Raw genomic sequence first — 26,682 nt, 5'->3', positions numbered from 1 at the left:
CTCTCCCGCAATAGGACACTTCATCGTAGCACTGCGGCGCAGCATGTACAGCGCCGCTAATCGGCGACCGATCAGCGCGCCGTCATCGTCCCGTCACCGTTCGAGCAGCGCGACGACCTCGTCGAGCGTCGGCGCATGCGCGCCCGTATGCCGGCACGCGGCGGCGCCCGCCGCGAGCGCGAACGCGAGATGCTCGCGCCACGACCGCTGCGGCGCGGCCATCAGGCTGAACAGCATGCCGCCGATCGACGCGTCGCCCGCGCCGACGGTATCGACCACCTCGACGCGCGGCGGACTGGCTTCGAGCACGTCGCCGTCCGCGTAAAGCGTCGCCGGCTGCGCCCCGCGCGTGACGAGCACCGCCGCGCGCGGATTCAGCGCGCGCACCGCGGCGACCTCATCCGGGCCGTCGCCGCCGAACAGGTGGCGCAGATCCTCGTCGGACACCTTGATCAGGTCGGCGAGCGCGGCCATCTTCTCGAGCGTCGGCCGGTACGCGGCCGTCATCAGGTTCCGGTAGTTCGGATCGAAGCTGATCTTCACGCCGCGCGCGTGCAGCTCCGCCGCGAGCGCGACGAGCGTGCCCGCGAGCGGTTCGCGCACGAGGCTGATGCAACCGAAGTGCGCCCACTTCACGTGTGCGGCCCAGCCGGCCGGCAGCCGCGCCGGGTCGAACGCGAGATCCGCGCTCGCTTCGCCGATGAAGAAGTACGCGGGCGGCCGCGTCTCATGGACGATCGCGAGCAGCGGCGCACGCGGCACGCGCTGCAGGAAGCGCAGGTCGAGCCCGGCCGCCTCGCTGGTGCGCCACAGCACGTCGGAGAAGCAGTCTTCGCCGATCGCGCCCGCGAGCGCGCTCGGCACGCCGAGCCGCGCGACCGCGCGCGCGACGTTCCAGCCGGCGCCGCCCGGCACCGAGGTCCACTGCGCGTCGCCCGCGCGCACCATGTCGGTCAGGATGTCGCCCGCCGACACGAAGGCCGGAAAGGTGCCGCCGCTCATTGCGTCGGCTCGCTGCGCGCCGCGCGCGCGAGGGTCGCGAGCACGTCGTAGCATGCGCCCATCGTGTGATAGTCGGTCTTGCCGGCCGGGCTTTTCTCGTCGCTGTACTTGCGGTTGTCGCAGGTGAGGATCCGGTACCACGCGCCGTAGCGGTGATCGACGAAATGCGCCCAGCTGTAGCGCCAGATCTCGTCGTACCAGTCCCAGAAGCGCTCGCTGCCGGTGCGCGCGCCGAGCATCGCGGCCGCCGCGAAGGTTTCCGCCTGCACCCAGAAATACTTGTTGTGGTCGCAGATCGTGAAGTCGGGGCCGAAGCCGTAGCAGAGGCCGCCGTGATCGGCGTCCCACGCATGCGTGAGCGCCGCATCGAACAGCTCGGCCGCGCGCGGCACGAGCCAGTCGAGCGGGCGGTGCCGCTCCAGGATCAGCAGCAGCTTCGCCCATTCGGTCTGGTGCCCGGGCTGGAAGCCCCACGGACGGAAGATGTTCGAGCTGTCTTCCTTGTTGTAGTCCCAGTCGACCGACCAGTCCGCATGGTAGTGCTCCCACACGAGGCCGCCCGACAGCGAAGCCTGGCGCTGCGTGATGTGGGTCGCGAGTTTTTCCGCGCGATCGAGATAGGTGAGATGGCCGGTCGCCTCGTATGCCGCGAGCAGCGCTTCCGTCATGTGCATGTTCGCGTTCTGGCCGCGGTACGACGACACGTTCCAGTTCGGCGTCGCGTCGTCCGCGTAGAGGCCGGCGGCCGCGTCCCAGAAGCGGTGCTCGGCGAGCTCGTAGGTCGACGCGATCAGCGCGCGCGCTTCGTCGATGCCGGCCATCGTCGCGTGCGCGGCGGCCAGCAGCACGAACGCGAGCCCGTAGCAGTGGCGCGTGCCGTCGAGCGTCGCGCGTTTCGTGCCGTCGCGCCAGTCGAGTTCCCAGTCGTAGCCCTGCAGCGCTTCGTCCCAGTGCGCGTCGCGCAGGAAGCGCAGCCCGTGGCGGGCGTAGTCGAGGTGGCGCGGATCGCCGAAATGCCGGTACGCCATCGCGTAGTTGAAGACGAACCGGCAACTGCTGACCAGGTGCCGCGACGTGCGGTTGTAGATGCTGCCGTCGTCGCGGAAGTAATGGTAGAAGCCGCCCGTCGGGTCGAACGCGTTCTGCGCGTAGAAGCGCAGCGTGTCCTCGATGTGCGACAGCAGGAACGACGGATCGCGGAAGCTCGCGACGAACGGTGCCGCTTGCGCGTGGGCGGCCGGCGCGGCCGTGCGGGATTGGACCGGGGGCATGTTCATGATTCGGTGACCGTGGCGGTATCGAGTGCCGGTGAGCCGGCGGGCTGGCTGCTGGCCCGTACGATCAGTTCGACGGGCAGGGAGATCTCGGTGCGCTCGGGCGATTCGGCGAGCAGCAGTTCGACGCCGCGGCGGCCGAGCGCTTCCTTGTCGACGGCGAGCGTCGTGAGCGGCGGATTCGCGTGCGCGGCGGCCGGGATGTCGTCGAAGCCGACGATCGCGATGTCTTCCGGAATCCGCACGCCGCGCGCGATGCACACGCGCTGCGCGGCCAGCGCGGCGGCGTCGTTGTACGCGAACACGGCGTCCGGGCGCGGGCCGGGCGCGTCGAGCAGTTGCTGCATCGCGCGCGCGGCGCCGGTGTCGGGGTCGAGCCCGGCGTCGATCGTCACTTCGTACGCGGGATCGAACAGCCGCCCGGCCTCGAAGAACGCGCGGCGATAGCCGATCGCGCGCTGCGCGATGCTGAAGTGCGCGGCCGAGCCGCCGATGAACGCGATCCGCGAGCGGCCGATGGCGAGCAGGTGGCGCATCGCGAGCGCCGCGCCCGTCGCGTTGTCGATGTTCACCGAGCGCAGGCCGGGCGCCCACAGGTCGATCAGCACGAGCGGCCGGCCGGTCGCGGCGAGCGCCTCGATCGTCTCGGGCTCGATGAAGCCGGCCACCGCGATCGCGTCGGGCGCATGCGGGCGCATCTGGCGCAGCACGTCGTCGTTGGGGCCGACCGTGAGCAGCGTCGGCACGATCCCGCGCTCGCGGCACGCGTCCTCGACGCCGTGCAGCACGTGCGAGAAGAACGGGCTCGCGGGAAAGCGGTTGTGCTGGCGGTGCAGCAGGAAGGTGAGCCGGCGGATGCGCGGGCGCAACTGGGCCGGGTCGTAGCCGAGCTGCTGCGCGATCTCGACGATGCGCGCCCGCGTGGCTTCCGACAGGCCCGGCTGGTTTTTCAGCGCGCGGGAGACGGTGCCGATCGAGACCTCTGCCGCCCGCGCTACGTCGCGAATGGTGGTGCCCATCGTTCGGGTCCGGTTTGTTTAGGGTGACGGCGATTGTATAGTAAAACGCCGAGCCAAATTCGGGCCGGATAACCGGGGAATACCCGGAAATAACGGGTTTTTACGCGCTAATCTGCGAAAACGACGTTACTAAAAATACTAAACAAAACGCGGAAAAGGCAAGGTGATCGCACGGAAAGGGGCGGTGTCGGGCGGGCGCACGCGTTCGGAGGCCCGGTCCGCGAGGGGCGGAGGCGGACGGCAGGCTGTTGCCGGCAATCGGGCGCGCGCGAGGCACCGTCGTCGCCGTCCTTGCCGGCCGGCAGCCCGCTTGCATCCGGCAACCGCCCGCCGGTTCAGCCCGCCGCCGCGTGCGGCGGCCCGCCGCGATCGCGCAGCGCCGCGCGGCCGGCATCGAGATCGACGACCGCGAGCCCGCCCGGCTGCTGTTTCGCGCGCCGCTTCGCGAGCGCCGCGACCGACGCGATCTCGTCGCTGCCGTAGCGCATCGCGCCGTTCGCACCGGCCGGCACGCCGACCGCGCCGATCGCCATCGTGACGAAGCCGAAGAATGCGGGGTTGCCGTGGCGGTCCTCGCCGCGCAGCCCGCCCGCCAGCCGGTCGGCCTGCGTGTAGAAACGCCGCGCGCCGTCGTTGAAGTGCGCGATCGCGTCGGCCGCGCGCGCGTGCCAGTCGTCGCGCTGGAACAGCACGAGGAAATCGTCGCCGCCGACGTGCCCGAGAAAGTCGCGCTGCGGATCGCACACGCCGGCCAGCACCGTCGCCGCGAACTTCAGCACTTCGTCGCCCTGCCAGTAGCCGTACTGGTCGTTGAACGGCTTGAACTGGTTCAGGTCGACGTAGCACGCGTGGAAGCCGGCGTCGCGCGCCAGCAGGCGCTCGATGTGTGCGCTGATCGGGATGTTGCCGGGCAGGAAGGTCAGCGGATTCGCATAGCGCGCGGCCTCGATGCGCATCTCGGTCACCGCGCGCACGAGGCTCTCGCCGGTGCCGAGCCCGACGTAGCGGCCGTGCTCGGTGATCACGAAGCCGTCCGCGAGGTAGCGCTGGTCGTGGCTCGCGAGCAGCATCGCGAGCTGCTCGACCGTCGTCGCGTTGTCGATCATCAGCGGCGCGTCGTTCGCGAACTGCAGGCACGGCTTCTTTCCGAACACCTCGCGATGGTAAGGCAGCGTGAAGCGGTCGATGAAGCCGCGCCGGTTCACGAGCGCGACCGGCCGCCCGCGTTCGACGAGCGCGACCGCGTGCAGGCCGGGCATTCGATTGAACAGGTCGAGCACGTCGTTGCTGGTCGCATCGCGCGGCAGCGCCGGCGCGGGGACGAGCATCTTCGCCGCGATCGTGCTTGCGGGCCGCACGGCGCGGGTCGCACCGGGGAACACCGCGATGTGCGGCGCGCGGATCGCGTCGCGCGCGGCCGGTGCGACGACCCGCGACGGTTGCGCGTCCGGCCGGCCGAGCAGGAAGCCCTGCACGCAGCAGATGCCCATGTCGCGCACGACGATCAGGTCGCACTCGTTCTCGATCCCTTCCGCGATCAGCTTCGCGCCGCTCGCGTGCGCGAAGTGCTGCATCGCCCGGACCGCCTCGAACTTGAGCGGATCGCGCGCGATGTCGTGGATGAAGAAGCGGTCGATCTTCACGACGTCCGGGTGCAGGCGCAGCCACAGGTTCATGCTCGCGTTCGCGGTGCCGTAGTCGTCGAGCGCGAACTGGATGCCGGCGTCGCGCAGCGATGCGACCGCCGGCCCGATGTGCGCGACGTCGGGCATCGAGGTCTGCTCGGTCAGCTCGATCACGATGCGCTCCGCGCCGACCCGCGCGCGGCCGAGCAGTTGCCGCGCGCGCGCGCGTTCGCGCGCGAGTTGCAGGATCGTGTTCGCGCTGAAGTTGAGGAACAGCTTGCCGTCGCAGCCGAGCGCCGCGAACGCGTCGAGGCAGGTGAGGGCGGCCGCCTGTTCGAGCGCGACGGTCGCGCCGTCGCGGGCGGCCTGCGCGAACAGCGCGGCCGGCGTCTCGAGGTCGGTGCCGCGCGGGCCGCGGATCAGGCCTTCGTAGCCGACGACCGTGCCCGACCCGAGGTCGACGATCGGCTGGAACACGGCCGCGAGCGCACGCTCCGCGATCAGGCGCGTGGTTGAGACGGCGGACGGGTCGGGATGAGGCGCGGACATGGGCGAGGGCGGCCGAGGCGACGGGACGCCCGACTTTAACGGCAGCGCGCGCGGAGAATTGAATGAAGATTTCGTGACGCGATGCGCGTCGATGGTGCATGCGTCGCTTTGGGCGGGCGGTGGGGCGGTGGGGCGGCGGAGAAAGCGGACGAAGCGGGAAGCGGAAAGCGGGAAGCGGAAAGCGGAAAGCGTAACGAGAAAGACGCGAATCCACCCGCGCGGCCAGCCATGCCGGCCGCGCAGCCTCCCGCGTCAGCGTTTGCCCGCGCTCAGCGCGCCGCGTTCGCGTGCGGCACCGGCCGCGCCATCGTCGCCGTCACGCTCGCCGCGCATGTCGCGCGCGCCCCAGCGCTGCGCGAGCGCCGCGCACGCCATCAGCTGGATCTGGTGGAACAGCATCAGCGGCAGCACGATCGCGCCGACCGCCTGCGCGGAGAAGATCACCTTCGCCATCGGCACGCCGGCCGCGAGGCTCTTCTTCGAGCCGCAGAAGATGATCGTGATCTGGTCGGCGCGGTTGAAGCCGAGCCGCTTGCTGACGAATGTGGTCAGCATCAGCGCGATCGCGAGCAGCACGACGTTGACGACCAGCAGGCCGCCGAGCGCGCGCGCCGGCATCTGGTGCCAGAGCCCCTGGTTCACGGCCTCGCTGAACGCGACGTAGACGACGAGCAGGATCGATCCCTGGTCGACGAAGCGCAGCACGCCGCGATTGCGTTCGATCCAGCCGCCGATCACGGGCCGCAGCAGCTGGCCGGCGACGAACGGCACGAGCAGCTGCATCACGATGCTGCCGACGGTGCTCCACGGCGACGCGGCCGCGGCCGACTGCGACGTGATCATCAGCCCGACGAGCGCCGGCGTCACGAAGATTCCGAGCAGGCTCGACGCGGATGCCGCGCACACGGCGGCCGGCACGTTGCCCTTCGCGATCGAGGTGAACGCGATCGACGACTGGACCGTCGACGGCAGCGTGCACAGAAACAGCACGCCGGCGTAGAGCGCCGGCGTGACGAGCGGCTGCAGCACGGGTTTCAGCGCGAGGCCGAGCAGCGGGAACAGCGCGAACGTGCTGAGCAGCACGACCGCATGCAGCCGCCAGTGGGTCGCGCCCGCGACGACGGCTTCGCGCGACAGCTTCGCGCCGTGCAGGAAGAACAGCAGGCCGACCGCGATGTTGGTCGCCCAGTTGAACGCGTGGGCGGCCGGACCGCGGCACGGCAGCAGGCTCGCGAGCACGACGGTGCCGACCAGCGCGAGCGTGAAGTTGTCGGGAAGAAAACGGGGACGGGCCATCGGGAACTCGATTCGGAAACGGCAGGCGCGCATGTCGCGCGCGCGAAGCCGATATTGTCCCGGTTGGTTATTCAATACACAAATTCATTGTGTGAATCGATTGATGAATCGACGGCATAGGGCGGCGCGCGCCAGAGAGGGGCGGCCGATGCGCAAAACGGCAGAAGAATGTTCTGCCGCGATTGCGCCCTGAAGTGAAAAAACCTAGCAGTAACATGGTGTTACACCGATGCCCGCGACCTAACACTTTTTGGCTCGACACCGTTTCGGGCCGCTCATAAATTACTGCTGAAAGGCTTGCGTCGGCCGGAAACGACCGGCGGCGAGCGGTAACAGGCACTGAACGATGACGGAACGGGTGAAACTGAAGGTCGGACGATGGGTGGCAGGCGTGCTCGGCGCACTGCTGATGCCGCTCGCGCTCGCGCAACCGCCGCACGGCGGTCAGGCGTTCGGCGGCGGTCACGGTTTCGGTGGCGGCGACATGCGCGCTTTCGGCCAGCCGGCCGGCAACGCGCCGGTATGGCGCCGGGCGCTGCCGCCGGGCGGCGCGCGTGCCGGCGGCGTGAGCGGTTACGGTTCCCGCTGGGGGCTGCGGCCGACGCCGTCCTACGGCCATTACGCCGCGCAAAGCCCGTATCGTCCGATCAGCGCCGACTCCCGCCAGATGCCGCGCCCGCAGGGCGGCGGCAACGTGCCGCTGCGCGCCGGCTCGATCCGCGCCGACGTCGCGCGCTACAACGAAGAGCGCGGCGGCCGTCCGATGCCGCCCCCCCGCGCGCAGGAAGAACCTTCGCACTCGCCGTTTTTCTCCCCGTTCTACCGAAACTGAGCGCCCCGCGCGTTCGTCCCCCCGCCGGCGGTGATGCGAATTCGCCACAGTCGCGCGCATATTTCCGCTGATTTTCCCGCCGCATTGCGCTATCTTTCGCGCCCGGCACGCGCGCGCCCCGTGGCCGTCCCGTCGCGTGCCCGCTCCGCGCGCGGCCGCTGCGGCGCGCCTGGCCATGTGCCGATTCCGCGAAGTTAATGCCGCTGCTATACCCGCAATAAGTGTGCGCAATTTTGACCGGACGCACGATCCGTAAAGATGGCTGCGCCCCGAACGACGCAAGCAATCGGCTCCAAAAAACAACGCTCGCGCCACTTATCGACATTCGACAAAACCTGGAGATCCCATGAAAGCATTCGCTCGCCGTGCGTCGCGCACGTCCGTCAAGCTGATCGCCGCGGCCGCCTGCGTGGCCGCAACCGCACCCGTCCACGCGCAGTCGAGCGTCTCGCTCTACGGTCAGGTCGATGAATGGGTCGGCGCAACCAAGTTCCCGGGCGGCGATCGCGCATGGAACGTGTCGGGCGGCGGGATGTCGACGTCGTACTGGGGCCTGCACGGCGCAGAGGATCTCGGCAACGGCTACAAGGCGATCTTCACGCTGGAGAGCTTCTTCCGTGCGCAGAACGGCCAGTTCGGCCGCTTCCAGGGCGACACGTTCTTCGCGCGCAACGCATACGTCGGCGTCAGCTCGCCGTACGGCACGGTGACGGCAGGCCGCCTGACGACGCACCTGTTCCTGTCGACGATCCTGTTCAACCCGTTCTACGACTCGTACACCTTCTCGCCGATGGTGTACCACGTGTTCCTCGGCCTCGGCACGTTCCCGACCTATCCGAGCGACCAGGGCGCGGTCGGCGATTCGGGCTGGAACAACGCGCTGTCCTACACGTCGCCTTCGTTCGGTGGCCTGAATTTCGCGGCGATGTACGCGCTCGGCAACACGGCCGGCGACAACCGCTCGAAGAAGTGGAGCGCGCAGTTCAACTACGCGAACGGCCCGTTTGCCGCGACCGCCGTCTACCAGTACGTGAACTTCAACAACGGCCCGCAGGACCTGAGCTCGCTTGTGACCGGCATGAAGAGCCAGGGCATCGGGCTGGTCGGCGCGACCTACGACCTGAAGTACGTGAAGCTGTTCGGGCAGTACATGTATACGAAGAACGACCAGGTTGCCGGCAGCTGGCACGTGAACACCGCGCAGGGCGGCGTGTCGGTGCCGCTCGGCGTCGGCAATGCGATGGCGTCGTATGCGTACTCGCGCGACGGCGGCGGCCTCGACCAGACGCGCCAGACCTGGGCCGTCGGCTACGACTATCCGCTGTCCAAGCGCACGGACGTCTACGCTGCCTACATGAACGACCACATCAGCGGCCTGTCGAGCGGCAACACGTTCGGCGCGGGCATCCGCGCGAAGTTCTGACGATTCGTTTGCCGGACGCGCACACGCAGCGCGCGTCCCGCCTGCCGGTCTTCCGCCCCCGAAACGGCGCCGCTTCCCGCGGCGCCGTTTTGCCTTTGTTGACCTTCTTGTTTCCTTGCCTTTGTTACCCTATCTCGTAATTGCATGATTACCAGGAATTGCGAGCTAGTTCGATGGATACCCTCGTCAGCATGAATGTGTTTCGCTACGTCGTCGAAGTGGGCAGCTTCGTCGGCGCGGCCGAGCGCATGCAGATGTCGGCCGCGATGGCGAGCAAGCACGTGATGCATCTCGAGCAGCAGCTCGGCGCGCGGCTGCTGCATCGCACGACACGACGTGTCGCGCCGACCGAGGCGGGACGCGAATACTATGAGCGCCTCGTGCAGGCACTGTCGGAACTCGACGAAGCCGGACAGGCGGTCGGCGCCGCGAGCGTCGTGCCGCAGGGCCGCCTGCGCGTGACGTCGCTGTCCGCGTTCGGATTGCGGCACGTGATGCAGGCCGTCACCGATTATGCGGGCCGGTTCCCGGACGTGACCGTCGACATGACGCTGTCCGATCGCGTGGTCGACCTGATCGAGGAAGGCTACGACGTCGCGGTGCGCGCGGCGCCGAACGGGCTGAAATCGTCGTCGCTGGTCGCGCGGCAGATCGCCACCGCACATATCCTGCTGGTCGCGTCACCCGAGTATCTGGAGAAGCACGGCACGCCTCAGACGATTGCCGATCTCGCGCATCACAATTACCTGCGCCGCGATTCGAATTCGACGATGCTCGATTCGCTGGTGATCGACGCGGCCGCCGCGTCGCGCGTGAACCTGAACGGCAACCTGATCGTGAACCATCTCGAGGGGCTGCGCGCGGCGGTGCTCGCCGGCGCGGGCATCGCGCTGCTCGGCACCGAAGTGATCGGCGACGACATCGAATCCGGCCGTCTCGTGCCGGTGCTGCTCGACTCGGTGCCGCCGCACGAGGCGCCGATCTACGCGGTGTATGCGAGCCGCCGCCACGTGTCCGCGAAGGTGCGCTCGTTCGTCGACTTCCTCGCCGCACGCTTCGAAGGGCAGTCGCTGTGCCCGTCGATCGAGGCGCGCCTGCGCGTGCTGCCGATCACGCGGATCAAGCGCGCGGGCTGACCGCCGTCTGCCGCCTGCGCGGCGGACATGAAAAAAGCGCGAGCCGTTGCGGTTCGCGCTTTTTTGTTTTTGCCCGACGTCATGCGCGGCGGCGGCGCAACCTGCCGCCCGCGTCAGCGTGCGATGCCGAGCCGTGCCTTCGCGTCGTCGTACTCGCGCTTCAGCCGCTCGACGAGCGCGCCGACGCTCGGCAGGTCGTCCATCAGGCCGACGCCCTGGCCGGCACCCCAGATGTCCTTCCACGCCTTCGCCTTGTCGCCGCCGAAATTCATCTTCGACTTGTCCGATTCCGGCAGCGCGTCCGGATCGAGGCCGGCCTTCTCGATGCTCTCGCGAATGTAGTTGCCGTGCACGCCGGTGAAGAGGTTCGTGTAGATGATGTCGGACGATTTCGCGTTGACGATCGCGTGCTTGTAGTCCTCGACCGCGTGCGCTTCCTGCGTCGCGATGAAGCGCGTGCCCATGTACGCGAGGTCGGCGCCCATCGCCTGCGCGGCGAGGATCGAGCCGCCGTTCGCGATCGAGCCCGACAGCACGATCGGACCGTCGAACATCTTGCGCACTTCGCCGACGAGCGCGAACGGCGACGTCGTGCCCGCGTGGCCGCCGGCGCCGGCCGCGACGAGGATCAGCCCGTCGACGCCGGCTTCGAGCGCCTTCTGCGCGTGGCGCAGGTTGATCACGTCGTGCAGCACGATGCCGCCGTAACCGTGCACCGCGTCGACGATCTCGCGCGCCGGCGCGCGCAGGCTCGTGATGAAGATCGGCACCTTGTGGTCGACGCACACGCGCACGTCGTGCTCGAGCCGTACGTTCGACTGGTGGACGATCTGGTTGACCGCGATCGGTCCGATCACCGCATCCGGGTGCTTCGCCTTGTGGTCGGCGAGTTCGGACTGGATCTGCGTGAGCCACTCGTCGAGCAGTTCGGCCGGACGGGCGTTGAGCGCGGGAAATGATCCGACGATACCCGCCTTGCACTGCGCGAGCACGAGTTCGGGGTAGCTGACGATGAACATCGGCGACGCGATGACGGGCAGCGTCAGGTTCTGCAGGACGGCGGGCAATGCCATGTGATGTCTCCAGTCTCGAGGGGCGGCCGGATGCGGTGCTGTCGCGCCGATGCCGGCATCAATGCTTGGCGGTCGAACGGTGCTTCGAGTGTAGCGGTGCGGCGATGCGCTCATATTAATACGAACGGTCGTGCGATTCTACGCGAGCTTAGCAAACGACGCGGCATGGCGACAATCGAGTGAGTGTTCTCTTTCTACGCATTCGGGCATCTGCCGCGCGCAGCAGTCGGCCGGGCGCTCCTACAATACCCGCCATAACAAACCAATGAGAAACAAACCATGTCGTTTGAGGCGTTTGCACCGTTTCGCGTGACGGTGCAGGACACCGACATCTTCGGTGTCAAAGGAGGCGCGGGGCCGCCGCTTCTGTTGCTGCACGGCCATCCGCAAACCCACATGATCTGGCATCGCGTCGCCGCGACGCTGGCGAATCACTTCACGGTGATCGCGACCGACCTGCGCGGCTACGGCGCGTCGGGCAAGCCGCCGAGCGACGCGCGGCATGCGCCGTATTCGAAACGCGCGATGGCGGCCGACCAGGTCGCCGTGATGCGGCATTTCGGCTTCGAGCAATTCCACGTCTGCGCGCACGATCGCGGCGCGCGCGTCGCGCACCGGCTCGCGCTCGATCATCCGGCGGCCGTCGAACGGATGATGCTGCTCGACATCGCGCCGACGCTCGCGATGTACGAACAGACCGACCGCGCGTTCGCGACCGCGTATTTCCACTGGTTCTTCCTGATCCAGCCGGCGCCGCTGCCCGAAACGCTGATCGAAGGCCGCACCGATGCGTACATCGAGCGCGTGATGGGCAACCGGTCCGCCGGGCTCGCGCCGTTCGCGCCGGAGGCGCTCGCCGCGTATCGCGCCGCGCTCGCGCAGCCGGGCGCAGTGCATGCGATGTGCGAGGACTACCGCGCGTCGGCGACGATCGATCTCGAGCACGACCGCGCGGATCTTGAGCGCGGCAACAAGGTCGCGTGCCCGCTGCGCGTGCTGTGGGGCGAAAACGGGATCGTCGGGCGCTGCTTCGATCCGCTCGACGAATGGCGGCGCGTCGCGCGCGACGTCAGCGGCCGCGCGCTCGATTGCGGGCACTACATTCCGGAGGAGGCGCCCGTCGCACTGATCGACGAGCTGCTGGCGTTCTTCGAGGCGCGCGACGCGGCCGCGTGAGCGACGCCACCCGCCGCGGCCAGCGCGGTGCTTGCCGCGTGGTGACGATCAGCGGCGCGTGGCGGCATCGTCGTCGACGAGCGGCGGCAGGCGGCGCGGCACCGGCGTCGATTTCACGATCGCCGTGCTCGTTTCCGCGCGCTCCGTCACCTTCGACAGGATGTCGTCGAGGTGCTCGATCGTGCGTAAATAGAGCCGGCAGATGAAGCAGTCCTCGCCGGTCACCTTGTCGCATTCGACGAACTCCGGAATCCGCCGCAACACTTCCTCGACGAGATGCAGCTGCCCCGGCAGCGGCTTTACGCGCACGATCGCCTGCAGCGTGTAGCCGAGCGCGCGCGGGTCGAGCTCGACGGTGAAACCCGCGATCACGCCCTGCGCTTCGAGCCGTCGCACGCGGTCGGCGGTCGCGGGCGCCGACAGCCCGATCTGGCGCGCCAGTTCGCTGGTGGCGATGCGCGCATCCTCGGCGAGCGCCGCGAGGATCGCGCGGTCGGTCGCGTCCAGCGACGCGACGGCGGGCGGGGAAAGGCGTTTCGACATGATCGCTTTGCTTTCGAAGGTGAATCGGTGTTTTCGCTTCAGTTTAGTCGTGGATGCGCGGAAAGCAAGTTCCTAGAATCGAAGTCATCCCCTCTCGTCAAACGGAGTCCATGATGGCCTCGAACGAAATCCGCCGCGGTGCCGCCGAGATGGTCGTCGCGATGATGATGTCCGGCACGATCGGCTGGCTCGTGATGTCGTCGCAGCAACCGCTCACCAACGTCGTGTTCTTCCGCTGCCTGTTCGGCGCCGCGACGCTCGCGATCGTCTGCGCGGCGCTCGGCTTCCTGCGCCGCGCGCTGTTCTCGCCGCGCATGCTCGTGCTCGCGACGCTCGGCAGCGTCGCGATCGTCGCGAACTGGCTGTTGCTGTTCGCCGCGTATTCGCGTGCGTCGATCTCGATGGCGACCGCCGTCTACAACACGCAGCCGTTCATGCTCGTCGCGCTCGGCGCGATCGTGTTCCGCGAACGGATCAGCGCGTCGACCATCGCGTGGCTCGCGCTCGCCTTCATCGGGCTCGTGTGCGTGGTGCGCGTCGAGCCGGCCGTGCTCGCGGTGCCCGGCGAATATCTCGAAGGCGTCGCGCTGTCGCTCGGCGCGGCGTTCCTGTACGCGGTGTCGTCGATCGTCACGAAGCACCTGAAGGGCACGCCGCCGCACCTGCTCGCGCTGCTGCAGGCCGGCCTCGGCATCGTGCTGCTCGCGCCGTTCGCGCACTTCGACACGTTGCCCGCGACGGCCGCGCAGTGGGTCGATCTCGTCGTGCTCGGCGTCGTGAACACCGGCGTGATGTATGTGCTGCTGTACGGTGCGATCCAGAAGCTGCCGGTCGCGATGACGGGCGCGCTGTCGTTCGTCTATCCGGTCGTCGCGATCATCGTCGATCGCATCGCGTTCGGGCAGACGCTCGCGTGGACGCAGGTGCTCGGCGCGCTGCTGATCCTGCTCGCGGCGGCCGGCGTGAACCTCGGCTGGCGCATCGTGCCCGCGCGTCGGGCGGCGGTCGGCAACTGAAACGGTCGTGCGATTCGGCTTGCGGCTCCGGCAGGTTGCCGACACCCGCCGGCGCCGCGTCTGGGAACGAAGGTTGCGTGCGCAAACCGCTGTAAGAAGTTGTAGGGAAACACCCGATGCGACGCTGCAGCGTCGCTCGTATGATGCGGGCTGTGACGTTGATCACGTTCACAGGATTCCGATCTCATGCCGTTCGCCAAGCAGGCCGAACGGCATTTTTTTATGCGCCGCTCCGCGCGAGCAGGCGCCGCCGCGCGTCAAGCCGTGCGAGCAACGCGCGCCTCGCGTCGTCGTCCGACGCGCGCCATCCCTTGATCTCGTCGCGCGTGCGCAGGCAGCCCGCGCACCAGTCGGTGCGCGGATCGATCCTGCATACGTCGGTGCACGGCGACGCGACCGTCCCGACCGGTACCGGCACGTCGCTCATGCGTCGTTGCGCAGCGCGACGTCGGCGACCGGCGCGCCGGTCAGCGAGACGAGTTCCTGCGGCGACAGGTTGAACACCGCGTGCGGATGGCCGGCGGCCGCCCACAGGCTGTCCAGTTCGAGCAGGTCGGCGTCGATCAGCGTGACCGGTTCGACGAGATGGCCGATCGGGCAGACGCCGCCGATCGCGTAGCCGGTGTTGTCGCGCACGAACTTCGCATCGGCGCGGCCGACCGCGCCAACTTGCGCGGCGACCTTCTTCTCGTCGACACGGTTCGCGCCGCTCGCGACGACGAGCACCGGCAGGCCGTCCGATTCGCGGCGAAACAGGATCGACTTCGCGATCTGCGCGACCTCGCAGCCGAGCCCGGCCGCGGCCTCGGCGGAAGTCTTGCCGGTTTCGGCGAGCATCACGATCCCTTTCGCGTGCCCGCGTTCGCGCAGCAGCAGCGCGACGCGTCGCGCGGAATCGGGGAGAGAGTCGAATGAAGCGGGTGTCGTCATGGAGAATCCGTCAATGTCGGGGTCAGACGCAGCTCGGCGTGTCGGCCGCGCTCTGCGCCTTGGCGAGCAGCGCGCGACCGGCGCGCGACACGTTCGCGCGGCCGATCGCATGGGAGATGAAGTCGCCGGCGGCGACCACCTGCGCGAGGTCGATGCCGGTGTCGATGCCGAGGCCCTGCATCAGGTACAGCACATCCTCGGTCGCGACGTTGCCGGTCGCGCCCTTCGCATACGGGCAGCCGCCGAGGCCGGCGACCGACGCGTGAAAGATCTCGATTCCTTCGAACAGCGCCGCGTAGATGTTCGCGAGCGCCTGGCCGTAGGTGTCGTGGAAGTGGCCCGACAGCCGCTCGCGCGGAAACACCCGCGTGACGGCCGACAGCACTTCGCGCGTGCGCTTCGGCGTGCCGACGCCGATCGTGTCGGCGATGTCGATCTCGTCGCAGCCGAGCGCGGCGAAGCGTTCGACGACGTCGACGACCGAGGCGACCGGCACCTCGCCCTGGTACGGGCAGCCGAGCGTGCACGACACGCTGCCGCGCAGCCGCAGGCCGGCATCCTTCGCGGCCTTCGCGACCGGCTCGAAGCGCGCGATGCTCTCGGCGATGCTGCAGTTGATGTTCCGCTGCGAGAACGCCTCGCTCGCCGCGCCGAAGATCACCACTTCGTCGGCACGCGCGGCGAGCGCGTTCTCGAAGCCTTTCAGGTTCGGCGTGAGCACCGAATACACGGTGCCCGCGCGCCGCTCGATGCCGGCCATCACGTCGGCGCCGTCGGCCATCTGCGGCACCCATTTCGGCGACACGAACGACGCCGCTTCGATATTGCGGAAGCCGGCGCGCGACAGCCGGTCGACGAGCGCGATCTTCACGTCGGTCGGCACGAAGGTCTTTTCGTTCTGCAGCCCGTCGCGCGGGCCGACTTCGACGATCTTGACGGCGGTGGGGAACGTCATGGTTGTCTCCAGTTTCGTATAGGCGGAATTCAGTAGCCGCGCGCGTAGTCGACGATGCCGCCGACGCGCTCGCCGCGCTCGAGCGCGCGGATCTTGCCGGCGATCTGCTCGACGGCTTCGTCGCGCAGCGTCTCGGCCGAGCTGTGCGGCGTGATCGTGATGCGCGGCGCGTGCCAGAACGGGTGGTCAACGGGCAGCGGCTCGTGCTGGAACACGTCGAGCGTCGCGGCGGCGATCCGGCCGCTCGCGAGCGCGTCGAGCAGGTCGGCCTCGACGAGATGTGCGCCGCGTGCGACGTTCACCAGGTACGCGCCCGGCGCCAGCTTCGCGAAGGTCCGTGCCGACAGGATTCCGTCGGTATCGCGCGTGCTCGGCAGCAGGTTCACGAGCACCTTCGCGCCGTCGATGCACGCGTCGAACGCGCCGTCGCCCGCGAAGGTCTCGACACCGTCGAGCCGTTTCGGGCTGCGGCTGTAGCCGCGCACCGGCAGGCCGAGCGCCGCGAGCGCCTGCGCGACCTGCGCGCCGAGCACGCCGAGACCGAGCACTGCGACGGTGAAACCCGCGCGCGGATGCGGCTCGAGCACCTGCCAGCGGCGTTCGCGCTGCAGCGCGTCGTATTCGTCGAAGCGGCGCAGGTAGCGCAGCACCGCATGCGTTACGTATTCGATCATCTGCCGCGCCATGCCCGAATCCTCGAGGCGCACCAGCGGCACGTCGCGCGGCAGCGTGCCGGGATGCGCGCGGTCGAGCGCGAGCAGCGCGTCGACGCCCGCGCCGAGATTGAAGATCGCGCGCAGGCCGTCGCGGGGCGCGAACAGCTCGCGCGGCGCGCGCCAGACGAGCGCGTAGTCGGCGGCGCCCGCGTCGCCCGGCTGCCACGCGCGCAGCTCGGCCTCGGGCAGCGCACGCGCGATCGCGTCGCGCCATGCGTCGGCTTCCTGATGCGGCGAGTAGAACAGGATCTTCATGCGCCTACTTCGCGAACAGCTGGCCGATGTCGGCGAACGCCTTGAACTCCAGCGCGTTGCCGCACGGATCGAGGAAGAACATCGTCGCCTGCTCGCCGACCTCGCCCTTGAAGCGGATGTGCGGCTCGATCACGAAGCGCGTGTGCGCGGCCTTGAGCTTGTCGGCGAGCGCCTGCCATTCATCCATCGACAGCACGACGCCGAAATGGCGCACGGGCACGTCGTCGCCGTCGACCGGGTTCACCGCGCTCTTGCCGGTTTCGTCCGGCGCGAGGTGCGCGACGAGCTGGTGCCCGAAGAAATCGAAGTCGACCCAGTGTTCCGAGCTGCGGCCTTCGGGGCAGCCGAGCAGGCCGCCGTAGAACGCGCGCGCGCCGGCGAGGCTCGACACGGGAAAGGCGAGATGGAACGGGCGCAGCGCGCCGGCGGGCGTAGCGGACATCGGGCGTCTCCTGTCGATCGGAACCGGCGCGGCAGCGCCCGGTTCGATCCGATGCAAGGCAAGCGGGAAGCCCACATTCTACGGTTTCGTGGCGCGTTGCGCCGCCGCGAGGCGGCCGGCCCGCGCCGCGCGGCCGTACCGCGCAAAAGCAAAGCACAAAATATTGGTTCGGCCGCCGCGCGCGGCACGCCACAATCGAATCCCGTCTTCAAGCAAAGCAAGCGAGGGCAATCATGCGCGCATGCAGCAAATCGGCGTGGCCGCCGCGGCTCGTGACCGTTCCGGGCCTGCACGGCAGCGAAGGCGCCCACTGGCAGACCTGGCTGGAGCGGCAGTTCCCGCGCTCGCTGCGGGTCGAACAGGCCGACTGGGATGCGCCGGATCTCGCGCGCTGGGCGCAATCCGTGCGCGCGCTGCTCGATCGCGAGCGCGGCCCGTTCGTGCTGGCCGCGCACAGCTTCGGCTGCCTCGCGGCCGCGCATGCGCTCGCGCAATGGCCGCAGGCGGCCGACGTCGCGGGCGTGCTGCTCGTCGCACCGGCCAGCCCGAAGAAATTCACCTTTGCCGGGCCGTTCGACGCGCGCCGGCTCGCGGTGCCGTCGATCGTGATCGGCAGCGAGACCGATCCGTGGATGCCGCTCGCCGATGCGCGCACGCTCGCGCGGCGGCTCGGCAGCGCGTTCGTCAATCTCGGCGACGCGGGACACATCAACACCGCGGCCGGCTTCGGGCCATGGCCGCGCGCGAAGTACTTCATCGACACGCTGGTGCACTGCGCGGCGCCGCTGCGCTTTCGCGACGCGGACGACGGCTTCGACGCCGCGCTCGTTGACCGCGCGCTCGCGCACGCGATCTGACACTCACGCGCACGCGCTGCGCGGCGAGGGCCGCTTTGCGCGTGCGCGCTGCGCTTACGACGCGGAAACGGGCCGCACCGCGGCCGGATCCGAGTAGCTCGGCCGGCCGTTCTCGACGTGGCCCGCGAAGCGGCGCGAGAACGTGCCGTTCGCGCCGTCGCTCACCGTCACGTCATACCAGTGATGGCTCGACGCGAGCGCCCATTGCTCGACGTGTTCGTCGCCGCCGTGCAGCGTCACCTGGCGCGCGGGCGTGCCGTATGCGTTGTCGGCCAGCGTCAGCGTCACGTGGCCCGCGCCATGGTTGCGCAGCTTCAGGTACAGGTTGCCGTTCGCGATGTCGTAGCCGGCCTTCACTTCCGGCTGCGCATGGTTGCGGCGGCGCGCCGTCGCGGCCGACACGTTGCCCGCGAACATCCGCACGAAGCCGTTCGGCCCATACACCGAGAACGCATACGCGCCGTTCGTCTCCGTCAGGTCGAAGTCCGCGTGCAGCACGCGGCGCGCGCCGACCGTGTAGCGCCACGGGCCGTCGGTGCGGTTCGTCGCGTACACCTGGAAGTGCGCGCCCTGGTTGCCGCGGTTCGCGAACTCGATGCGCAGCGTGTTGCCGCTGTAGATGCTCGCGTTCACATGCAGTTCGTACGGCAGCGCGCGCGCGGGCCGCACGCCGGGTTCCTGCGGATCGATCGGCGACGGCGTCGCGGGCACGGTCGGCGCGGGTTGCGACGTGCATTGCTGGTCGGCGATCGAGCGGTACTGGCTCGTGTCGGGCAGCGTCGGGAACGACGCGTCGGACGAGCGGAAGTCGAACGCGGCGGTGAGGTCGCCGCAGACGGTCCGGCGCCACGGCGTGATGTTCGGTTCGTCGACGCCGAAGCGCTCGCCGATGAAGCGGATCACCGACGTGTGGTCGAACACCTGCGAGCACACGAAGCCGCCTTTCGACCACGGCGACACGACCGTCATCGGCACGCGCGGCCCGAGGCCGTACGGGAGGCCGTCGGCCGTATAGCTGCCGCCGCGGCCGGGATTCACGACCGTGTGCAGCTCGCCGTCGGTGGTTACGGTCGATGCGCCCTGCGCGGCCGACGTCGGCGGCTGCGGCGGCACGACGTGATCGAAGAAGCCGTCGTTCTCGTCGTACATGATGAACAGCACGGTCTTCGCCCACACGTCCGGATTTGCCGTGAGCGCGTCGAGGATCTGCGACGTGTAGTTCGCGCCGTATGCCGGCGTGTATTTCGGGTGCTCGGAGAACACGGCGGGCGGCAGCAGCCACGACACCTGCGGCAGGCGGTCGTTGATCACGTCGTCCTTCAGGTTGTCGAGCGTGCGCACCGTCTGCGCGCGCTGGTACAGCGACGAGCCCGGCTTCGCGTTGATGAAGTTCGTGAAGTTCTGCAGGATGTTCGTGCCGTAGTTGCCGTTGTACGGATCGGCCCACGTCAGCCCCTGCTGGTAGATCTGCCACGACACGCCGCGCGCCTCGAGCCGTTCGGGGAAGGTCGTCCACGACAGCAGCTGGTACGCGGGCGGCAGGTCGCCGTCGACGTAGTCGGCGTTGTCGAGCAGCGGGCCGCCGAACTTGCCGGTCGGGTCGACGGTGCCCGTCATCAGGTACGAGCGGTTCGGGTGCGTCGGCCCCGGCAGCGAGCAGAAGTAGTTGTCGCACACGGTGAACGCATCGGCGAGCGCGTAGTGGAACGGGATGTCCTCGCGCACGTGATAGCCCATCGTCATGTCGGTCTTGTTCGCGGGCCACTGATCGTAGCGGCCGCCGTCGATCGCCGCGTGGGTCTTCGCCCACGAGTGGTCGAGCGCGCCGAGGCACTGCGCGCTGGTCGTCTTCGTGTCCAGCCGGAACGGCAGCACGGGCTTCGCCGGGTCTTCCTTCGACGGCTGGTACCACACCGGCTTGCCGTTCGGCAGCGGGATCGGGAAGCGGTCGTTGTAGCCGCGCACGCCGCGCAGGTGTCCGAAGTAATGGTCGAACGAACGGTTTTCCTGCATGAACACGACGATGTGCGCGACATCGCGGATCGTGCCGGTGCCGCGCGCGGCCGGAATCGCGAGCGCGCGGCGGATCGACTCGGGGAACGCGTTAAGCGCGACGGCCGCGCCCGCGGATTGTGCGACGGTATGCAGGAAACGGCGGCGGCTGGATGACGTCATGTTATTTCACCTCGGTTCTGCGATCGGGGGGGGCAGGGACAGGAACGGCGGGATCAGTGCGCCGACGATGCGGCGACGCCGGACGCGCCCGCGTTCGCCGCGGGCTTCGTGTCGTCGTCATCGTCGGGCGGGTAGTGGACGACGGGCGGCGCGAGCGGTGCGGCATCGGACGCGGCGGCGTGCGCGCCCGCATCGCTGTTGAACGCGCTCGCGGAGCCGGGCGATGCGCCGGCCTGTTGGGAGGCGTCGGCCGTGTGCGCGTCGTGCGGCGCGTCGTCGCTGCAGGCGGCGATGACGGTGGCGGCACATAGAACGACGACGAGGGCAACGCGACGCATGACTTCTCTCCTGGCAGGCGGATCGGGAAACGTTTTCGAGTATGCCGGTGCGATGCGACGATTCGGTGAATCGTTTGCGACCGGAGCATGATCGCGAACGGCTTTCGTCGAGCCGACTAAATGCTTTCGCGCGCGTTGTGCTTTCGCGCGCTTCGCCGCGCAGGCGGGCGCCGTGTGTCAGCGGCGCGGCGTCCGGCGCCGCACTTCGCTGCGCAGCCAGTCGAGCCACGTACGGATCGCCGCTTCGCGCGGATGATCGGGGCGCCACACCACGTAGTGCGCATACACGTCGGTCACGCGCACCGTCGACACGCGCACGAGCGTGCCGGCGGCGAGTTCGGGTTCGATCAGCGAGCGGCGTGCGAGCGCGACGCCGCGTCCTTTCAGCGTCGCGTCGATCAATGCGTTCGCGTCGGTGAAGCGCGGCGCGCGCGCGGATTCGGTCAGGTCGAGCCGCGCGGCCTGGAACCACGGTTCCCAAGGCTGCGCGGGATGGCGCAGCAGCGTCGCGCGCACGAGATCGGCAGGCGCGCGCGGCGCGATGCCGTCGCGATTGCGATACGCGGGGCTCGCGACCGGGAACACCGTCTCGTTCATCAGCTTCTCGGCGACGACGCCCGGCCAGCTGCCGGGCCCGTAGCGCAGCGCGACGTCGATGCGGTCGCGCTTGCGCAGCGGCGCGAGCGCCGCGTCTGGATGCAGCACGATCGCGATGTGCGGATGCGCGGCCGCGAAGCGCGGCAGGCGTGGCACGAGCCAGCGCTCGGCGACGCTCGGCAGCACGCTCACGTTCAGCGTGACGTCGCAGATACGCGGGCGGCTGCGCGCGGCGAGCGCCGGCTCGAACGCGCGTTCGAGCACACTCAGGCCCTGGCGCACCTGCAGCACGAGCGCATGCGCGGCATGAGTCGGCGTCGCGCCGCTGCGCTCGCGCGTGAACAGCGGATGGCCGAGCTGCGCTTCGAGCGCGCGGATGTGCTGGCTGACCGCGCCCTGCGTGAGCGCGAGTTCGTCGGCCGCGCGCGTGAAGCTCTGCAGCCGCACGGCGGCTTCGAACGCACGCAACGTCTGCAGCGGGGGAAGGTGAATGCGTCGCATCGCGCATTAGTATCACTAATGTCCGAGCACGACAATTCATCGTTTGCGGCGGCGGTCGATGCGTTCCTACACTCGGTGCCGTCTTTCATCAGGTGCCCACCGGGCAACGCCATCATGAACGCCTATCGTCTCTATCTTTCTCCGGGCGCATGTTCGCTCGCCGCTCACATCGCGCTCGAGGAAACCGGCGTGCCGTTCGACATCGAGGTCGTGTCCGTGCGCGAGCAGCAGAACCTCGATGCGCGTTATCTCGCGATCAACCCGAAGGCGCGCGTGCCCGTGCTCGCGATTCCGGGCGAGCCGCGCGTGCTGACCGAAACGCCCGCGATCCTCACGTATCTCGCGCGCCGTCATCCGGACGCGCGGTTGCTGCCGCTCGACGATCCGCTGCGCGAGGCGCGCTGTCACGAATGGCTCGCCTGGCTGGTCGGCTGGGTGCATGGCGTCGGCTACGGCACGCTGTGGCGGCCGGGGCGCTTCATCAGCGATCCGGCGCTGCACGGTGCGGTCAGCGCGCACGGGCGTGACGTGATCGATGCGGCGAACGCCACGATCGAAGCCGCGCTCGCCGACGGACGCACGTGGGCCGAGCCGGGCGGCCATTCGATTGTCGATCCGTTCCTGCTGGTGCTGTATCGCTGGGGCGTGGCGATCGGGCTCGACATGGCGCGGCATCCCGCGTGGACCGCGCACGCGCAGCGCGAGGCCGAGCGGCCGGCCGCGCGGCGTGCGCTGGCGCGCGAGGCGGCATGACGGTGGGCGGACGTCGTGGCATGCGCGCGACGGGCTGCATGCATGTGCCGCAAGCAGGACGGCGTCCGCGCGTGCCGCGCGCTGGCGATCGTGGTCGTTACCGCGCGAACAGCGGCCAGGTCGCAGCCGCGATCAGCGCGGCCGCGAGCCAGACCACGCTCCACGAACTGACGGCGAGCAGCGGCGGAATCGCGAGCGGCGTCGCGAACAGCCCGAGATAGACGATCGTGTTCGCCATCCCGAGCGCGGTGCCGGCGTGGTTCGCGCCCGCGAGCGTCGCGAGTTCCGTATACGCGACGCCGTGCCACGCCGACACGCAGATGCCGGCGAACACGAGGATCGCGACGATCGCGGCGAGCGGCACGTGCGGGCTGCCGGCGGTGGCGGCCGCGAGCAGCGCGAACGAACCGGCCGCGACGCACACCGACCCGCGCAGGTACGCCCGCCGGTTGCCGTGCCGGTCGGTATGGCGGCCGCTCCACACGCGCATCACCATCGCGCCGAGCTGCAGCGCGACCATCGCCGCGCTGATGCCGGCCAGGCCGAGCCGGCCGAAATCGTGCAGGAACACGGTCGCGAATGTGAGCACCGCGAACTGCGGCGCACACAGCGCGCCGATGCCGAGCACGATGCGCCACACGCGGCCGCTCGCAAGCGGGCTGCGCGCGGGCGCGGCCGGCTGCTGCTGCGCGACGGGGCGGTGCGCGCCGGCCGGCGCCTCGGGCGGTTCGTGCAGCCAGCGCCACGTCAGCGCGGCCGATCCGGCGCACAGCAGCATCAACGCGCCGTACACCGCGGCGAAGCCCGCATGCGACGCGAGCGACGGCAGCAGCGCCGCGCCGACACCGCCGCCGAGCGGCACGGCCGTCTGGCGGATGCTCATCGCGAGCCCGCGTTCGCGCTCGCCGAACCAGCGCATCACCGCGCGTCCGCTCGATCCGTTCACGCTGCCGCCGAGCAGGCCGACGCAGCACATCGCCGCGACGACACGCGTGAGCGGCGGCACCGCGTGCGCGGTCGGGACGATCGTGGCCACCATCAGCGCAAGCATCGCGGCCGTCGCGACGAGGCCCGTGAGCAGCACGCGGCGATCGCCGAAGCGGTCGGCGGCGATCCCCCACGGCAACTCCGACAGCGCGACGCCGAAGCCGAGCGCGCCGAGCACGAGGCCGAGCGCGCCGTTGTCGAGGTGATAGGCCGAGCGCATCCACACGGCGGTGGTCGGAATGCCGGCCGCGGCCGCGGAAAAGCTCATGTTCGCGGCGACGCCGGCCGCGAGCACGCGCCAGCGATGGGCCGGGCCGCGCGCGGCGTGCGCGGGCGAGGACGGGGAAGCGAGGCAGGAGGTATCCATGACGACAGGGCCCGTTCGGGAAATTGACATCGTCAGTGTGGCGATCTACATTCATCCCGAAAATCGGAAAGTTTTTGATGAATCGTTCGATAAAACGGGATGATTGAAATGTCCGGACAAGACAATGCCCACGGCGCGGCGGCGCTCGCGGCACCCGACGCCACGCTGGCCCGGCCGAACTTCGACGTCGCGGCGTTGCGCAGCCTGGTGGCGGGCGTGGATCTCGGCAGCTTCGCGAAGGCCGCCGATCGCGTCGCGCGTTCGTCGTCGGCGGTGAGCGCGCAGATCCGCAAGCTCGAGGAACAGGCCGGCACGCCGTTGTTCGTGAAGGCCGGGCGCGGGCTCGCGCTGACCGACGCCGGCGACGCGATGCTGCGCTATGCGCGGCGGATGATCGAGCTGAACGACGAAGCGGCCGCGGCGGTGCGCGGCGTGAATCTCGACGGCTGGGTGCGGGTCGGCCTGCAGGAGGACTTCGGCGAAGCGATCCTGCCCGACGTGCTCGGGCGTTTCGCGCGGGCGCATCCGAAGGTGAGGATCGAGGCGCGCGTCGCGCGCAATGCCGAGTTGCTCGAGCGGCTCGACGCGAACCAGCTCGATCTCGCGCTCGTGTGGGGCGATCCGGCGTCGGCGACACTGGTGTCGCGCGCGGGCATCGACAGCGACGCGATCGCGCAGGTGCCGATGCAGTGGATCGCGGCGGTCGGCGCGAGCGGCTTCGGGATGCCGGACGGCGACGGGCCGGCGGACGCGGCCGACGATGGCGGCGCGCGCCTTCGTGCGATGTGCGCGTCGGGCGAGCCGTTGCCGCTCGTCGTGTTCGACCGGCCGTGCCGCTTCTTCGGCGCGGCGACCGATGCGCTCGATCGCGCGGACGTGCCGTGGCGCGTCGCGTTCACGACGCCGAGCCTGGCCGGGCTGTGGGCCGCGGCGGCGGCCGGCCTCGGGCTGACGGTGCGCTCGCACTACGGGCTGCCCGCGTCGGTGCGCGTGCTCGACGCGGCGGCGTCCGGGCTGCCGGCGTTGCCGAGCCTGCCGCTGATGCTGCTGCGGCGTACGTCGTCGGCGACGCCGACCGTCGAGCGGCTCGCGCGGATCGTCACGCAGGCGGTGCGGGACGCGACGGCGGGGGAGGGGGTGGCGCTGGCGGCGTGATATCGATCGACACGCAGGCGGTCGGCCGGACGTTCGGCCTATTGGAGGGACGGGGCGAATGTCGTGACAATGGAGGATCACTCAATGGAGGCCCTCATGCAAGTTGCCACTGTCCCCGAAGCCACGCTCGACCTTCAGCGGCTTCTCGATGCCGCGATCGCCGGCGAACGCGTCGTGATCATGCAGAACGGCAAGCAGTCGGTCCGACTTGTGCCGCTCAAGCCGATTCATCATTACGGGCTTCTCAAGGGGCAGATATGGATCGCGGACGACTTTGACGCACCGCTTCCCGACGATTTGCTGGATGCGTTCGAAGGAAAGTGATGCGGTTGCTGTTCGATACGCACATCTTTCTCTGGATGTGGGCCAACGATCCGAAACTGAGCGCTCGCGCGCGCAATCTGATCGCCGAAGCCGACGAAGTGTTCATCAGCAGCGCGAGCATCTGGGAAGTCGCGATCAAGGCCGGGACGGGGAAGCTGGATGTGGATCGGATGGTCGAGGCGATTGCAATGAGCCGGTATCGGGAGCTGCCGGTTCGGGCCGCGCACGGCGCAGCCGTGCGCTATCTGCCCCATTACCATCGCGACCCGTTCGATCGTTTGCTGGTCGCGCAGGCGTCGTCCGAACCGATGCTGCTCATAACGGCTGACAGCCGTCTTTCGCAGTACGGCTCGTCGAGAGTCTTGACGGTCTGAAACAGTTTCGGAGCGAAATCCTACGCTGCCGCGACAACTTGCGCTGACGCCTCGAGCGCCGCACACAGCTTGCCCAGCCTCCCCCGCAACCCCTCGCTCGCCGGCACGAACGGCAACCTCAGCCCGTCCTCGCACCACCCCTGCGCAGCCAGCACCGCCTTCACCGGCGCCGGATTCGGCTCCGCGAACAGGGCCGCGACGAGCGGCTGCAGCGCGACCGACAGCCGTCGCGCGTCGGCGAGGCGGCCGTCGCGCAGCAGCGCATGAATGCGCACATGCCATTCGGGCAGCACGTGCGCGCTGCTGGCGATCGCGCCGTGCGCACCGGCACATAGCGCGGCGAAGTTCTGGTTGTCGTCGCCGGAGAGGATCGCGAGCGGCGTGTCGTGCACGAGCTGGTTCATCCGGTCGAGCGTCCCGCCGCACTCCTTGATGCCGGCGACGCGCGGATCGCGCGCGAGTGCCTGCAGCGTTTCCAGTTCGACGTTCACGCCGGTGCGGTACGGGATGTTGTAGACGAGGACCGGCAGATCGGCCGCATCGACGATCGTTTCGACGTGGCGGCGGATTCCGTCCTGCGTCGGCCGAACGTAGACGGGCGGCGTGACGAGCAGCCCGTCGGGTCGCAGCGCGGCGAGTTCGCGTGCGCGGGCGGCCGCGAAGTGCGTCGCGCTCGCGGTGAGCCCGACGACGATCGGCAGGCCGGGCACGGCATCGCGCAGCGTCGCGAACACGGCGTCCTGTTCGCGCGCGTCGAGCAGCACGCCTTCACCGGTCGTCGCGCCCGCGACGAAACCCGCGATGCCCGCCGCAGCATAGTGACGCGCGAGCCGTGCGAGCGCACCGTGGTCGACCTCGCCGTCGTGGAGCGGCGTGATGATCGGCAGCCAGATACCTTCGAAACGTGTGTGCATGAAAAGCCTCAAGGTGGAAACGGAGTGGGAAGGAACCGTTCCGCCGGCGGTGTGCCGGAGCGAGGCATGCGAGCAAGG

Annotated in this window: 27 protein-coding genes; 10 read left to right on the top strand and 17 right to left on the bottom strand. The window is 69.3% G+C overall.

Annotation, left to right across the window (positions count from 1 at the left end):
- Window positions 1–93 precede the first annotated feature (93 nt).
- The 5 genes from HWX22_RS02775 to HWX22_RS02755 form a co-directional block, all read right to left on the bottom strand.
- Window positions 94–1,002: a carbohydrate kinase gene (locus tag HWX22_RS02775; protein ID WP_175910575.1), complete on the bottom strand. Its 909-nt coding sequence runs from the start codon at window positions 1,000–1,002 to the stop codon at window positions 94–96.
- Window positions 999–2,279: an AGE family epimerase/isomerase gene (locus tag HWX22_RS02770; protein WP_059691381.1), complete on the bottom strand. Its 1,281-nt coding sequence runs from the start codon at window positions 2,277–2,279 to the stop codon at window positions 999–1,001. Before HWX22_RS02770 ends, HWX22_RS02775 begins: the two co-directional genes overlap by 4 nt.
- The gene (locus HWX22_RS02765; RefSeq protein ID WP_059691382.1) at window positions 2,276–3,295 is read right to left on the bottom strand and encodes a LacI family DNA-binding transcriptional regulator; all 1,020 of its coding nucleotides are present in this window, start codon (window positions 3,293–3,295) and stop codon (window positions 2,276–2,278) included. The genes HWX22_RS02770 and HWX22_RS02765 overlap by 4 nt, the downstream gene beginning before the upstream one ends.
- A gap of 335 nt (window positions 3,296–3,630) precedes the next feature.
- Window positions 3,631–5,469 carry a phosphodiesterase gene (locus tag HWX22_RS02760; RefSeq protein WP_175915008.1) on the bottom strand — a complete coding sequence of 613 codons (1,839 nt, stop codon included), beginning with the start codon at window positions 5,467–5,469 and terminating at the stop codon, window positions 3,631–3,633.
- Between the two features lie 252 nt (window positions 5,470–5,721).
- Window positions 5,722–6,765 (bottom strand): bile acid:sodium symporter family protein, encoded by a 1,044-nt coding sequence (locus HWX22_RS02755; RefSeq protein WP_175915007.1) that lies wholly within the window; start codon window positions 6,763–6,765, stop codon window positions 5,722–5,724.
- A gap of 346 nt (window positions 6,766–7,111) precedes the next feature.
- On the opposite strand from HWX22_RS02755, the gene HWX22_RS02750 reads away from it, so the two are divergent.
- From HWX22_RS02750 to HWX22_RS02740, 3 genes are all read left to right on the top strand, one after another.
- Window positions 7,112–7,597 (top strand): peptide-binding protein, encoded by a 486-nt coding sequence (locus HWX22_RS02750; protein WP_175915006.1) that lies wholly within the window; start codon window positions 7,112–7,114, stop codon window positions 7,595–7,597.
- Window positions 7,598–7,943: 346 nt separating this feature from the next.
- Window positions 7,944–9,020 carry a porin gene (locus HWX22_RS02745; RefSeq protein ID WP_059523888.1) on the top strand — a complete coding sequence of 359 codons (1,077 nt, stop codon included), beginning with the start codon at window positions 7,944–7,946 and terminating at the stop codon, window positions 9,018–9,020.
- A gap of 173 nt (window positions 9,021–9,193) precedes the next feature.
- Entirely contained in the window at window positions 9,194–10,156 is a 963-nt protein-coding gene (locus tag HWX22_RS02740) for a LysR family transcriptional regulator (RefSeq protein ID WP_059523890.1), read from the top strand.
- Between the two features lie 113 nt (window positions 10,157–10,269).
- Here HWX22_RS02740 and HWX22_RS02735 read toward each other — a convergent pair whose 3' ends face one another.
- A complete protein-coding gene (locus HWX22_RS02735) occupies window positions 10,270–11,229 on the bottom strand; it encodes a nitronate monooxygenase family protein (protein WP_175915005.1) in 960 nt (319 codons plus the stop codon).
- Between the two features lie 279 nt (window positions 11,230–11,508).
- On the opposite strand from HWX22_RS02735, the gene HWX22_RS02730 reads away from it, so the two are divergent.
- Window positions 11,509–12,405 (top strand): alpha/beta hydrolase, encoded by an 897-nt coding sequence (locus HWX22_RS02730; protein WP_059523894.1) that lies wholly within the window; start codon window positions 11,509–11,511, stop codon window positions 12,403–12,405.
- A gap of 48 nt (window positions 12,406–12,453) precedes the next feature.
- Here HWX22_RS02730 and HWX22_RS02725 read toward each other — a convergent pair whose 3' ends face one another.
- Entirely contained in the window at window positions 12,454–12,948 is a 495-nt protein-coding gene (locus tag HWX22_RS02725; protein ID WP_059523896.1) for an Lrp/AsnC family transcriptional regulator, read from the bottom strand.
- 113 nt (window positions 12,949–13,061) lie between these two features.
- Between HWX22_RS02725 and HWX22_RS02720 the strand changes: the two genes are divergently transcribed.
- Window positions 13,062–13,964, top strand: coding sequence for a DMT family transporter (locus tag HWX22_RS02720; RefSeq protein ID WP_175915004.1), 903 nt, complete (start codon window positions 13,062–13,064; stop codon window positions 13,962–13,964).
- Between the two features lie 220 nt (window positions 13,965–14,184).
- Here the strand turns inward: HWX22_RS02720 and HWX22_RS02715 are convergent, their stop codons facing one another.
- Genes HWX22_RS02715 through HWX22_RS02695 form a run of 5 tightly spaced genes read right to left on the bottom strand, consistent with a single transcriptional unit; the run spans window position 14,185 to window position 17,262 of the window.
- Complete coding sequence (locus HWX22_RS02715) at window positions 14,185–14,391, bottom strand: DUF1289 domain-containing protein (protein ID WP_006762224.1); 207 nt, start codon at window positions 14,389–14,391, stop codon at window positions 14,185–14,187.
- Entirely contained in the window at window positions 14,388–14,894 is a 507-nt protein-coding gene (locus HWX22_RS02710) for a YbaK/EbsC family protein (protein ID WP_059523903.1), read from the bottom strand. Before HWX22_RS02710 ends, HWX22_RS02715 begins: the two co-directional genes overlap by 4 nt.
- 22 nt (window positions 14,895–14,916) lie before the next feature.
- Entirely contained in the window at window positions 14,917–15,849 is a 933-nt protein-coding gene (locus HWX22_RS02705) for a hydroxymethylglutaryl-CoA lyase (RefSeq protein ID WP_059691385.1), read from the bottom strand.
- A 29-nt stretch (window positions 15,850–15,878) separates the two neighbouring features.
- Entirely contained in the window at window positions 15,879–16,820 is a 942-nt protein-coding gene (locus tag HWX22_RS02700) for a glyoxylate/hydroxypyruvate reductase A (protein WP_175910584.1), read from the bottom strand.
- Between the two features lie 4 nt (window positions 16,821–16,824).
- Entirely contained in the window at window positions 16,825–17,262 is a 438-nt protein-coding gene (locus HWX22_RS02695; protein ID WP_059599989.1) for a VOC family protein, read from the bottom strand.
- A gap of 233 nt (window positions 17,263–17,495) precedes the next feature.
- Between HWX22_RS02695 and HWX22_RS02690 the strand changes: the two genes are divergently transcribed.
- Complete coding sequence (locus HWX22_RS02690) at window positions 17,496–18,119, top strand: alpha/beta hydrolase (RefSeq protein WP_059819874.1); 624 nt, start codon at window positions 17,496–17,498, stop codon at window positions 18,117–18,119.
- 54 nt (window positions 18,120–18,173) lie between these two features.
- On the opposite strand, the gene HWX22_RS02685 is transcribed toward HWX22_RS02690, so the two are convergent.
- The 3 genes from HWX22_RS02685 to HWX22_RS02675 form a co-directional block, all read right to left on the bottom strand.
- Window positions 18,174–20,294: a phospholipase C, phosphocholine-specific gene (locus tag HWX22_RS02685; protein WP_175910586.1), complete on the bottom strand. Its 2,121-nt coding sequence runs from the start codon at window positions 20,292–20,294 to the stop codon at window positions 18,174–18,176.
- Between the two features lie 53 nt (window positions 20,295–20,347).
- A complete protein-coding gene (locus HWX22_RS02680) occupies window positions 20,348–20,632 on the bottom strand; it encodes a hypothetical protein (RefSeq protein ID WP_175910588.1) in 285 nt (94 codons plus the stop codon).
- A gap of 177 nt (window positions 20,633–20,809) precedes the next feature.
- Window positions 20,810–21,730, bottom strand: coding sequence for a LysR substrate-binding domain-containing protein (locus HWX22_RS02675; RefSeq protein WP_175910590.1), 921 nt, complete (start codon window positions 21,728–21,730; stop codon window positions 20,810–20,812).
- Window positions 21,731–21,844: 114 nt separating this feature from the next.
- Between HWX22_RS02675 and HWX22_RS02670 the strand changes: the two genes are divergently transcribed.
- Window positions 21,845–22,483: a glutathione S-transferase gene (locus HWX22_RS02670; RefSeq protein ID WP_175910592.1), complete on the top strand. Its 639-nt coding sequence runs from the start codon at window positions 21,845–21,847 to the stop codon at window positions 22,481–22,483.
- 97 nt (window positions 22,484–22,580) lie between these two features.
- Here the strand turns inward: HWX22_RS02670 and HWX22_RS02665 are convergent, their stop codons facing one another.
- Window positions 22,581–23,837, bottom strand: a complete 1,257-nt coding sequence (locus tag HWX22_RS02665) for an MFS transporter (protein ID WP_175910593.1) — start codon at window positions 23,835–23,837, stop codon at window positions 22,581–22,583.
- A gap of 108 nt (window positions 23,838–23,945) precedes the next feature.
- On the opposite strand from HWX22_RS02665, the gene HWX22_RS02660 reads away from it, so the two are divergent.
- The 3 genes from HWX22_RS02660 (at window position 23,946) to HWX22_RS02650 (ending at window position 25,690) form a co-directional block, all read left to right on the top strand.
- Window positions 23,946–24,992, top strand: a complete 1,047-nt coding sequence (locus HWX22_RS02660) for a LysR substrate-binding domain-containing protein (protein ID WP_175915003.1) — start codon at window positions 23,946–23,948, stop codon at window positions 24,990–24,992.
- Window positions 24,993–25,076: 84 nt separating this feature from the next.
- Entirely contained in the window at window positions 25,077–25,316 is a 240-nt protein-coding gene (locus tag HWX22_RS02655) for a prevent-host-death protein (RefSeq protein ID WP_175909205.1), read from the top strand.
- Window positions 25,316–25,690, top strand: coding sequence for a type II toxin-antitoxin system VapC family toxin (locus tag HWX22_RS02650; protein WP_175915002.1), 375 nt, complete (start codon window positions 25,316–25,318; stop codon window positions 25,688–25,690). The genes HWX22_RS02655 and HWX22_RS02650 overlap by 1 nt, the downstream gene beginning before the upstream one ends.
- 20 nt (window positions 25,691–25,710) lie before the next feature.
- Here HWX22_RS02650 and dapA read toward each other — a convergent pair whose 3' ends face one another.
- Window positions 25,711–26,604 (bottom strand): 4-hydroxy-tetrahydrodipicolinate synthase, encoded by an 894-nt coding sequence (gene dapA / locus HWX22_RS02645; protein ID WP_175915001.1) that lies wholly within the window; start codon window positions 26,602–26,604, stop codon window positions 25,711–25,713.
- Between the last annotated feature and the right edge of the window lie 78 nt (window positions 26,605–26,682).

It is taken from the genome of Burkholderia sp. BCC1638 (genome assembly GCF_902833195.1).
Taxonomy (GTDB): domain Bacteria; phylum Pseudomonadota; class Gammaproteobacteria; order Burkholderiales; family Burkholderiaceae; genus Burkholderia; species Burkholderia diffusa.
The sequence above is the reverse complement of the archived record's forward strand: the minus strand, read 5'-3'. Positions and strand labels throughout refer to the sequence as shown.

Excerpts from the sequence above, each read along its gene's own strand:
- HWX22_RS02775 (WP_175910575.1), bottom strand. The coding sequence starts at position 1,002 with ATGAGCGGCGGCACCTTTCCGGCCTTCGTGTCGGCGGGCGACATCCTG.
- HWX22_RS02770 (WP_059691381.1), bottom strand. The coding sequence starts at position 2,279 with ATGAACATGCCCCCGGTCCAATCCCGCACGGCCGCGCCGGCCGCCCAC.
- HWX22_RS02765 (WP_059691382.1), bottom strand. The coding sequence starts at position 3,295 with ATGGGCACCACCATTCGCGACGTAGCGCGGGCGGCAGAGGTCTCGATC.
- HWX22_RS02760 (WP_175915008.1), bottom strand. The coding sequence starts at position 5,469 with ATGTCCGCGCCTCATCCCGACCCGTCCGCCGTCTCAACCACGCGCCTG.
- HWX22_RS02755 (WP_175915007.1), bottom strand. The coding sequence starts at position 6,765 with ATGGCCCGTCCCCGTTTTCTTCCCGACAACTTCACGCTCGCGCTGGTC.
- HWX22_RS02750 (WP_175915006.1), top strand. The coding sequence starts at position 7,112 with ATGACGGAACGGGTGAAACTGAAGGTCGGACGATGGGTGGCAGGCGTG.
- HWX22_RS02745 (WP_059523888.1), top strand. The coding sequence starts at position 7,944 with ATGAAAGCATTCGCTCGCCGTGCGTCGCGCACGTCCGTCAAGCTGATC.
- HWX22_RS02740 (WP_059523890.1), top strand. The coding sequence starts at position 9,194 with ATGGATACCCTCGTCAGCATGAATGTGTTTCGCTACGTCGTCGAAGTG.
- HWX22_RS02735 (WP_175915005.1), bottom strand. The coding sequence starts at position 11,229 with ATGGCATTGCCCGCCGTCCTGCAGAACCTGACGCTGCCCGTCATCGCG.
- HWX22_RS02730 (WP_059523894.1), top strand. The coding sequence starts at position 11,509 with ATGTCGTTTGAGGCGTTTGCACCGTTTCGCGTGACGGTGCAGGACACC.
- HWX22_RS02725 (WP_059523896.1), bottom strand. The coding sequence starts at position 12,948 with ATGTCGAAACGCCTTTCCCCGCCCGCCGTCGCGTCGCTGGACGCGACC.
- HWX22_RS02720 (WP_175915004.1), top strand. The coding sequence starts at position 13,062 with ATGGCCTCGAACGAAATCCGCCGCGGTGCCGCCGAGATGGTCGTCGCG.
- HWX22_RS02715 (WP_006762224.1), bottom strand. The coding sequence starts at position 14,391 with ATGAGCGACGTGCCGGTACCGGTCGGGACGGTCGCGTCGCCGTGCACC.
- HWX22_RS02710 (WP_059523903.1), bottom strand. The coding sequence starts at position 14,894 with ATGACGACACCCGCTTCATTCGACTCTCTCCCCGATTCCGCGCGACGC.
- HWX22_RS02705 (WP_059691385.1), bottom strand. The coding sequence starts at position 15,849 with ATGACGTTCCCCACCGCCGTCAAGATCGTCGAAGTCGGCCCGCGCGAC.
- HWX22_RS02700 (WP_175910584.1), bottom strand. The coding sequence starts at position 16,820 with ATGAAGATCCTGTTCTACTCGCCGCATCAGGAAGCCGACGCATGGCGC.
- HWX22_RS02695 (WP_059599989.1), bottom strand. The coding sequence starts at position 17,262 with ATGTCCGCTACGCCCGCCGGCGCGCTGCGCCCGTTCCATCTCGCCTTT.
- HWX22_RS02690 (WP_059819874.1), top strand. The coding sequence starts at position 17,496 with ATGCGCGCATGCAGCAAATCGGCGTGGCCGCCGCGGCTCGTGACCGTT.
- HWX22_RS02685 (WP_175910586.1), bottom strand. The coding sequence starts at position 20,294 with ATGACGTCATCCAGCCGCCGCCGTTTCCTGCATACCGTCGCACAATCC.
- HWX22_RS02680 (WP_175910588.1), bottom strand. The coding sequence starts at position 20,632 with ATGCGTCGCGTTGCCCTCGTCGTCGTTCTATGTGCCGCCACCGTCATC.
- HWX22_RS02675 (WP_175910590.1), bottom strand. The coding sequence starts at position 21,730 with ATGCGACGCATTCACCTTCCCCCGCTGCAGACGTTGCGTGCGTTCGAA.
- HWX22_RS02670 (WP_175910592.1), top strand. The coding sequence starts at position 21,845 with ATGAACGCCTATCGTCTCTATCTTTCTCCGGGCGCATGTTCGCTCGCC.
- HWX22_RS02665 (WP_175910593.1), bottom strand. The coding sequence starts at position 23,837 with ATGGATACCTCCTGCCTCGCTTCCCCGTCCTCGCCCGCGCACGCCGCG.
- HWX22_RS02660 (WP_175915003.1), top strand. The coding sequence starts at position 23,946 with ATGTCCGGACAAGACAATGCCCACGGCGCGGCGGCGCTCGCGGCACCC.
- HWX22_RS02655 (WP_175909205.1), top strand. The coding sequence starts at position 25,077 with ATGGAGGCCCTCATGCAAGTTGCCACTGTCCCCGAAGCCACGCTCGAC.
- HWX22_RS02650 (WP_175915002.1), top strand. The coding sequence starts at position 25,316 with ATGCGGTTGCTGTTCGATACGCACATCTTTCTCTGGATGTGGGCCAAC.
- dapA (WP_175915001.1), bottom strand. The coding sequence starts at position 26,604 with ATGCACACACGTTTCGAAGGTATCTGGCTGCCGATCATCACGCCGCTC.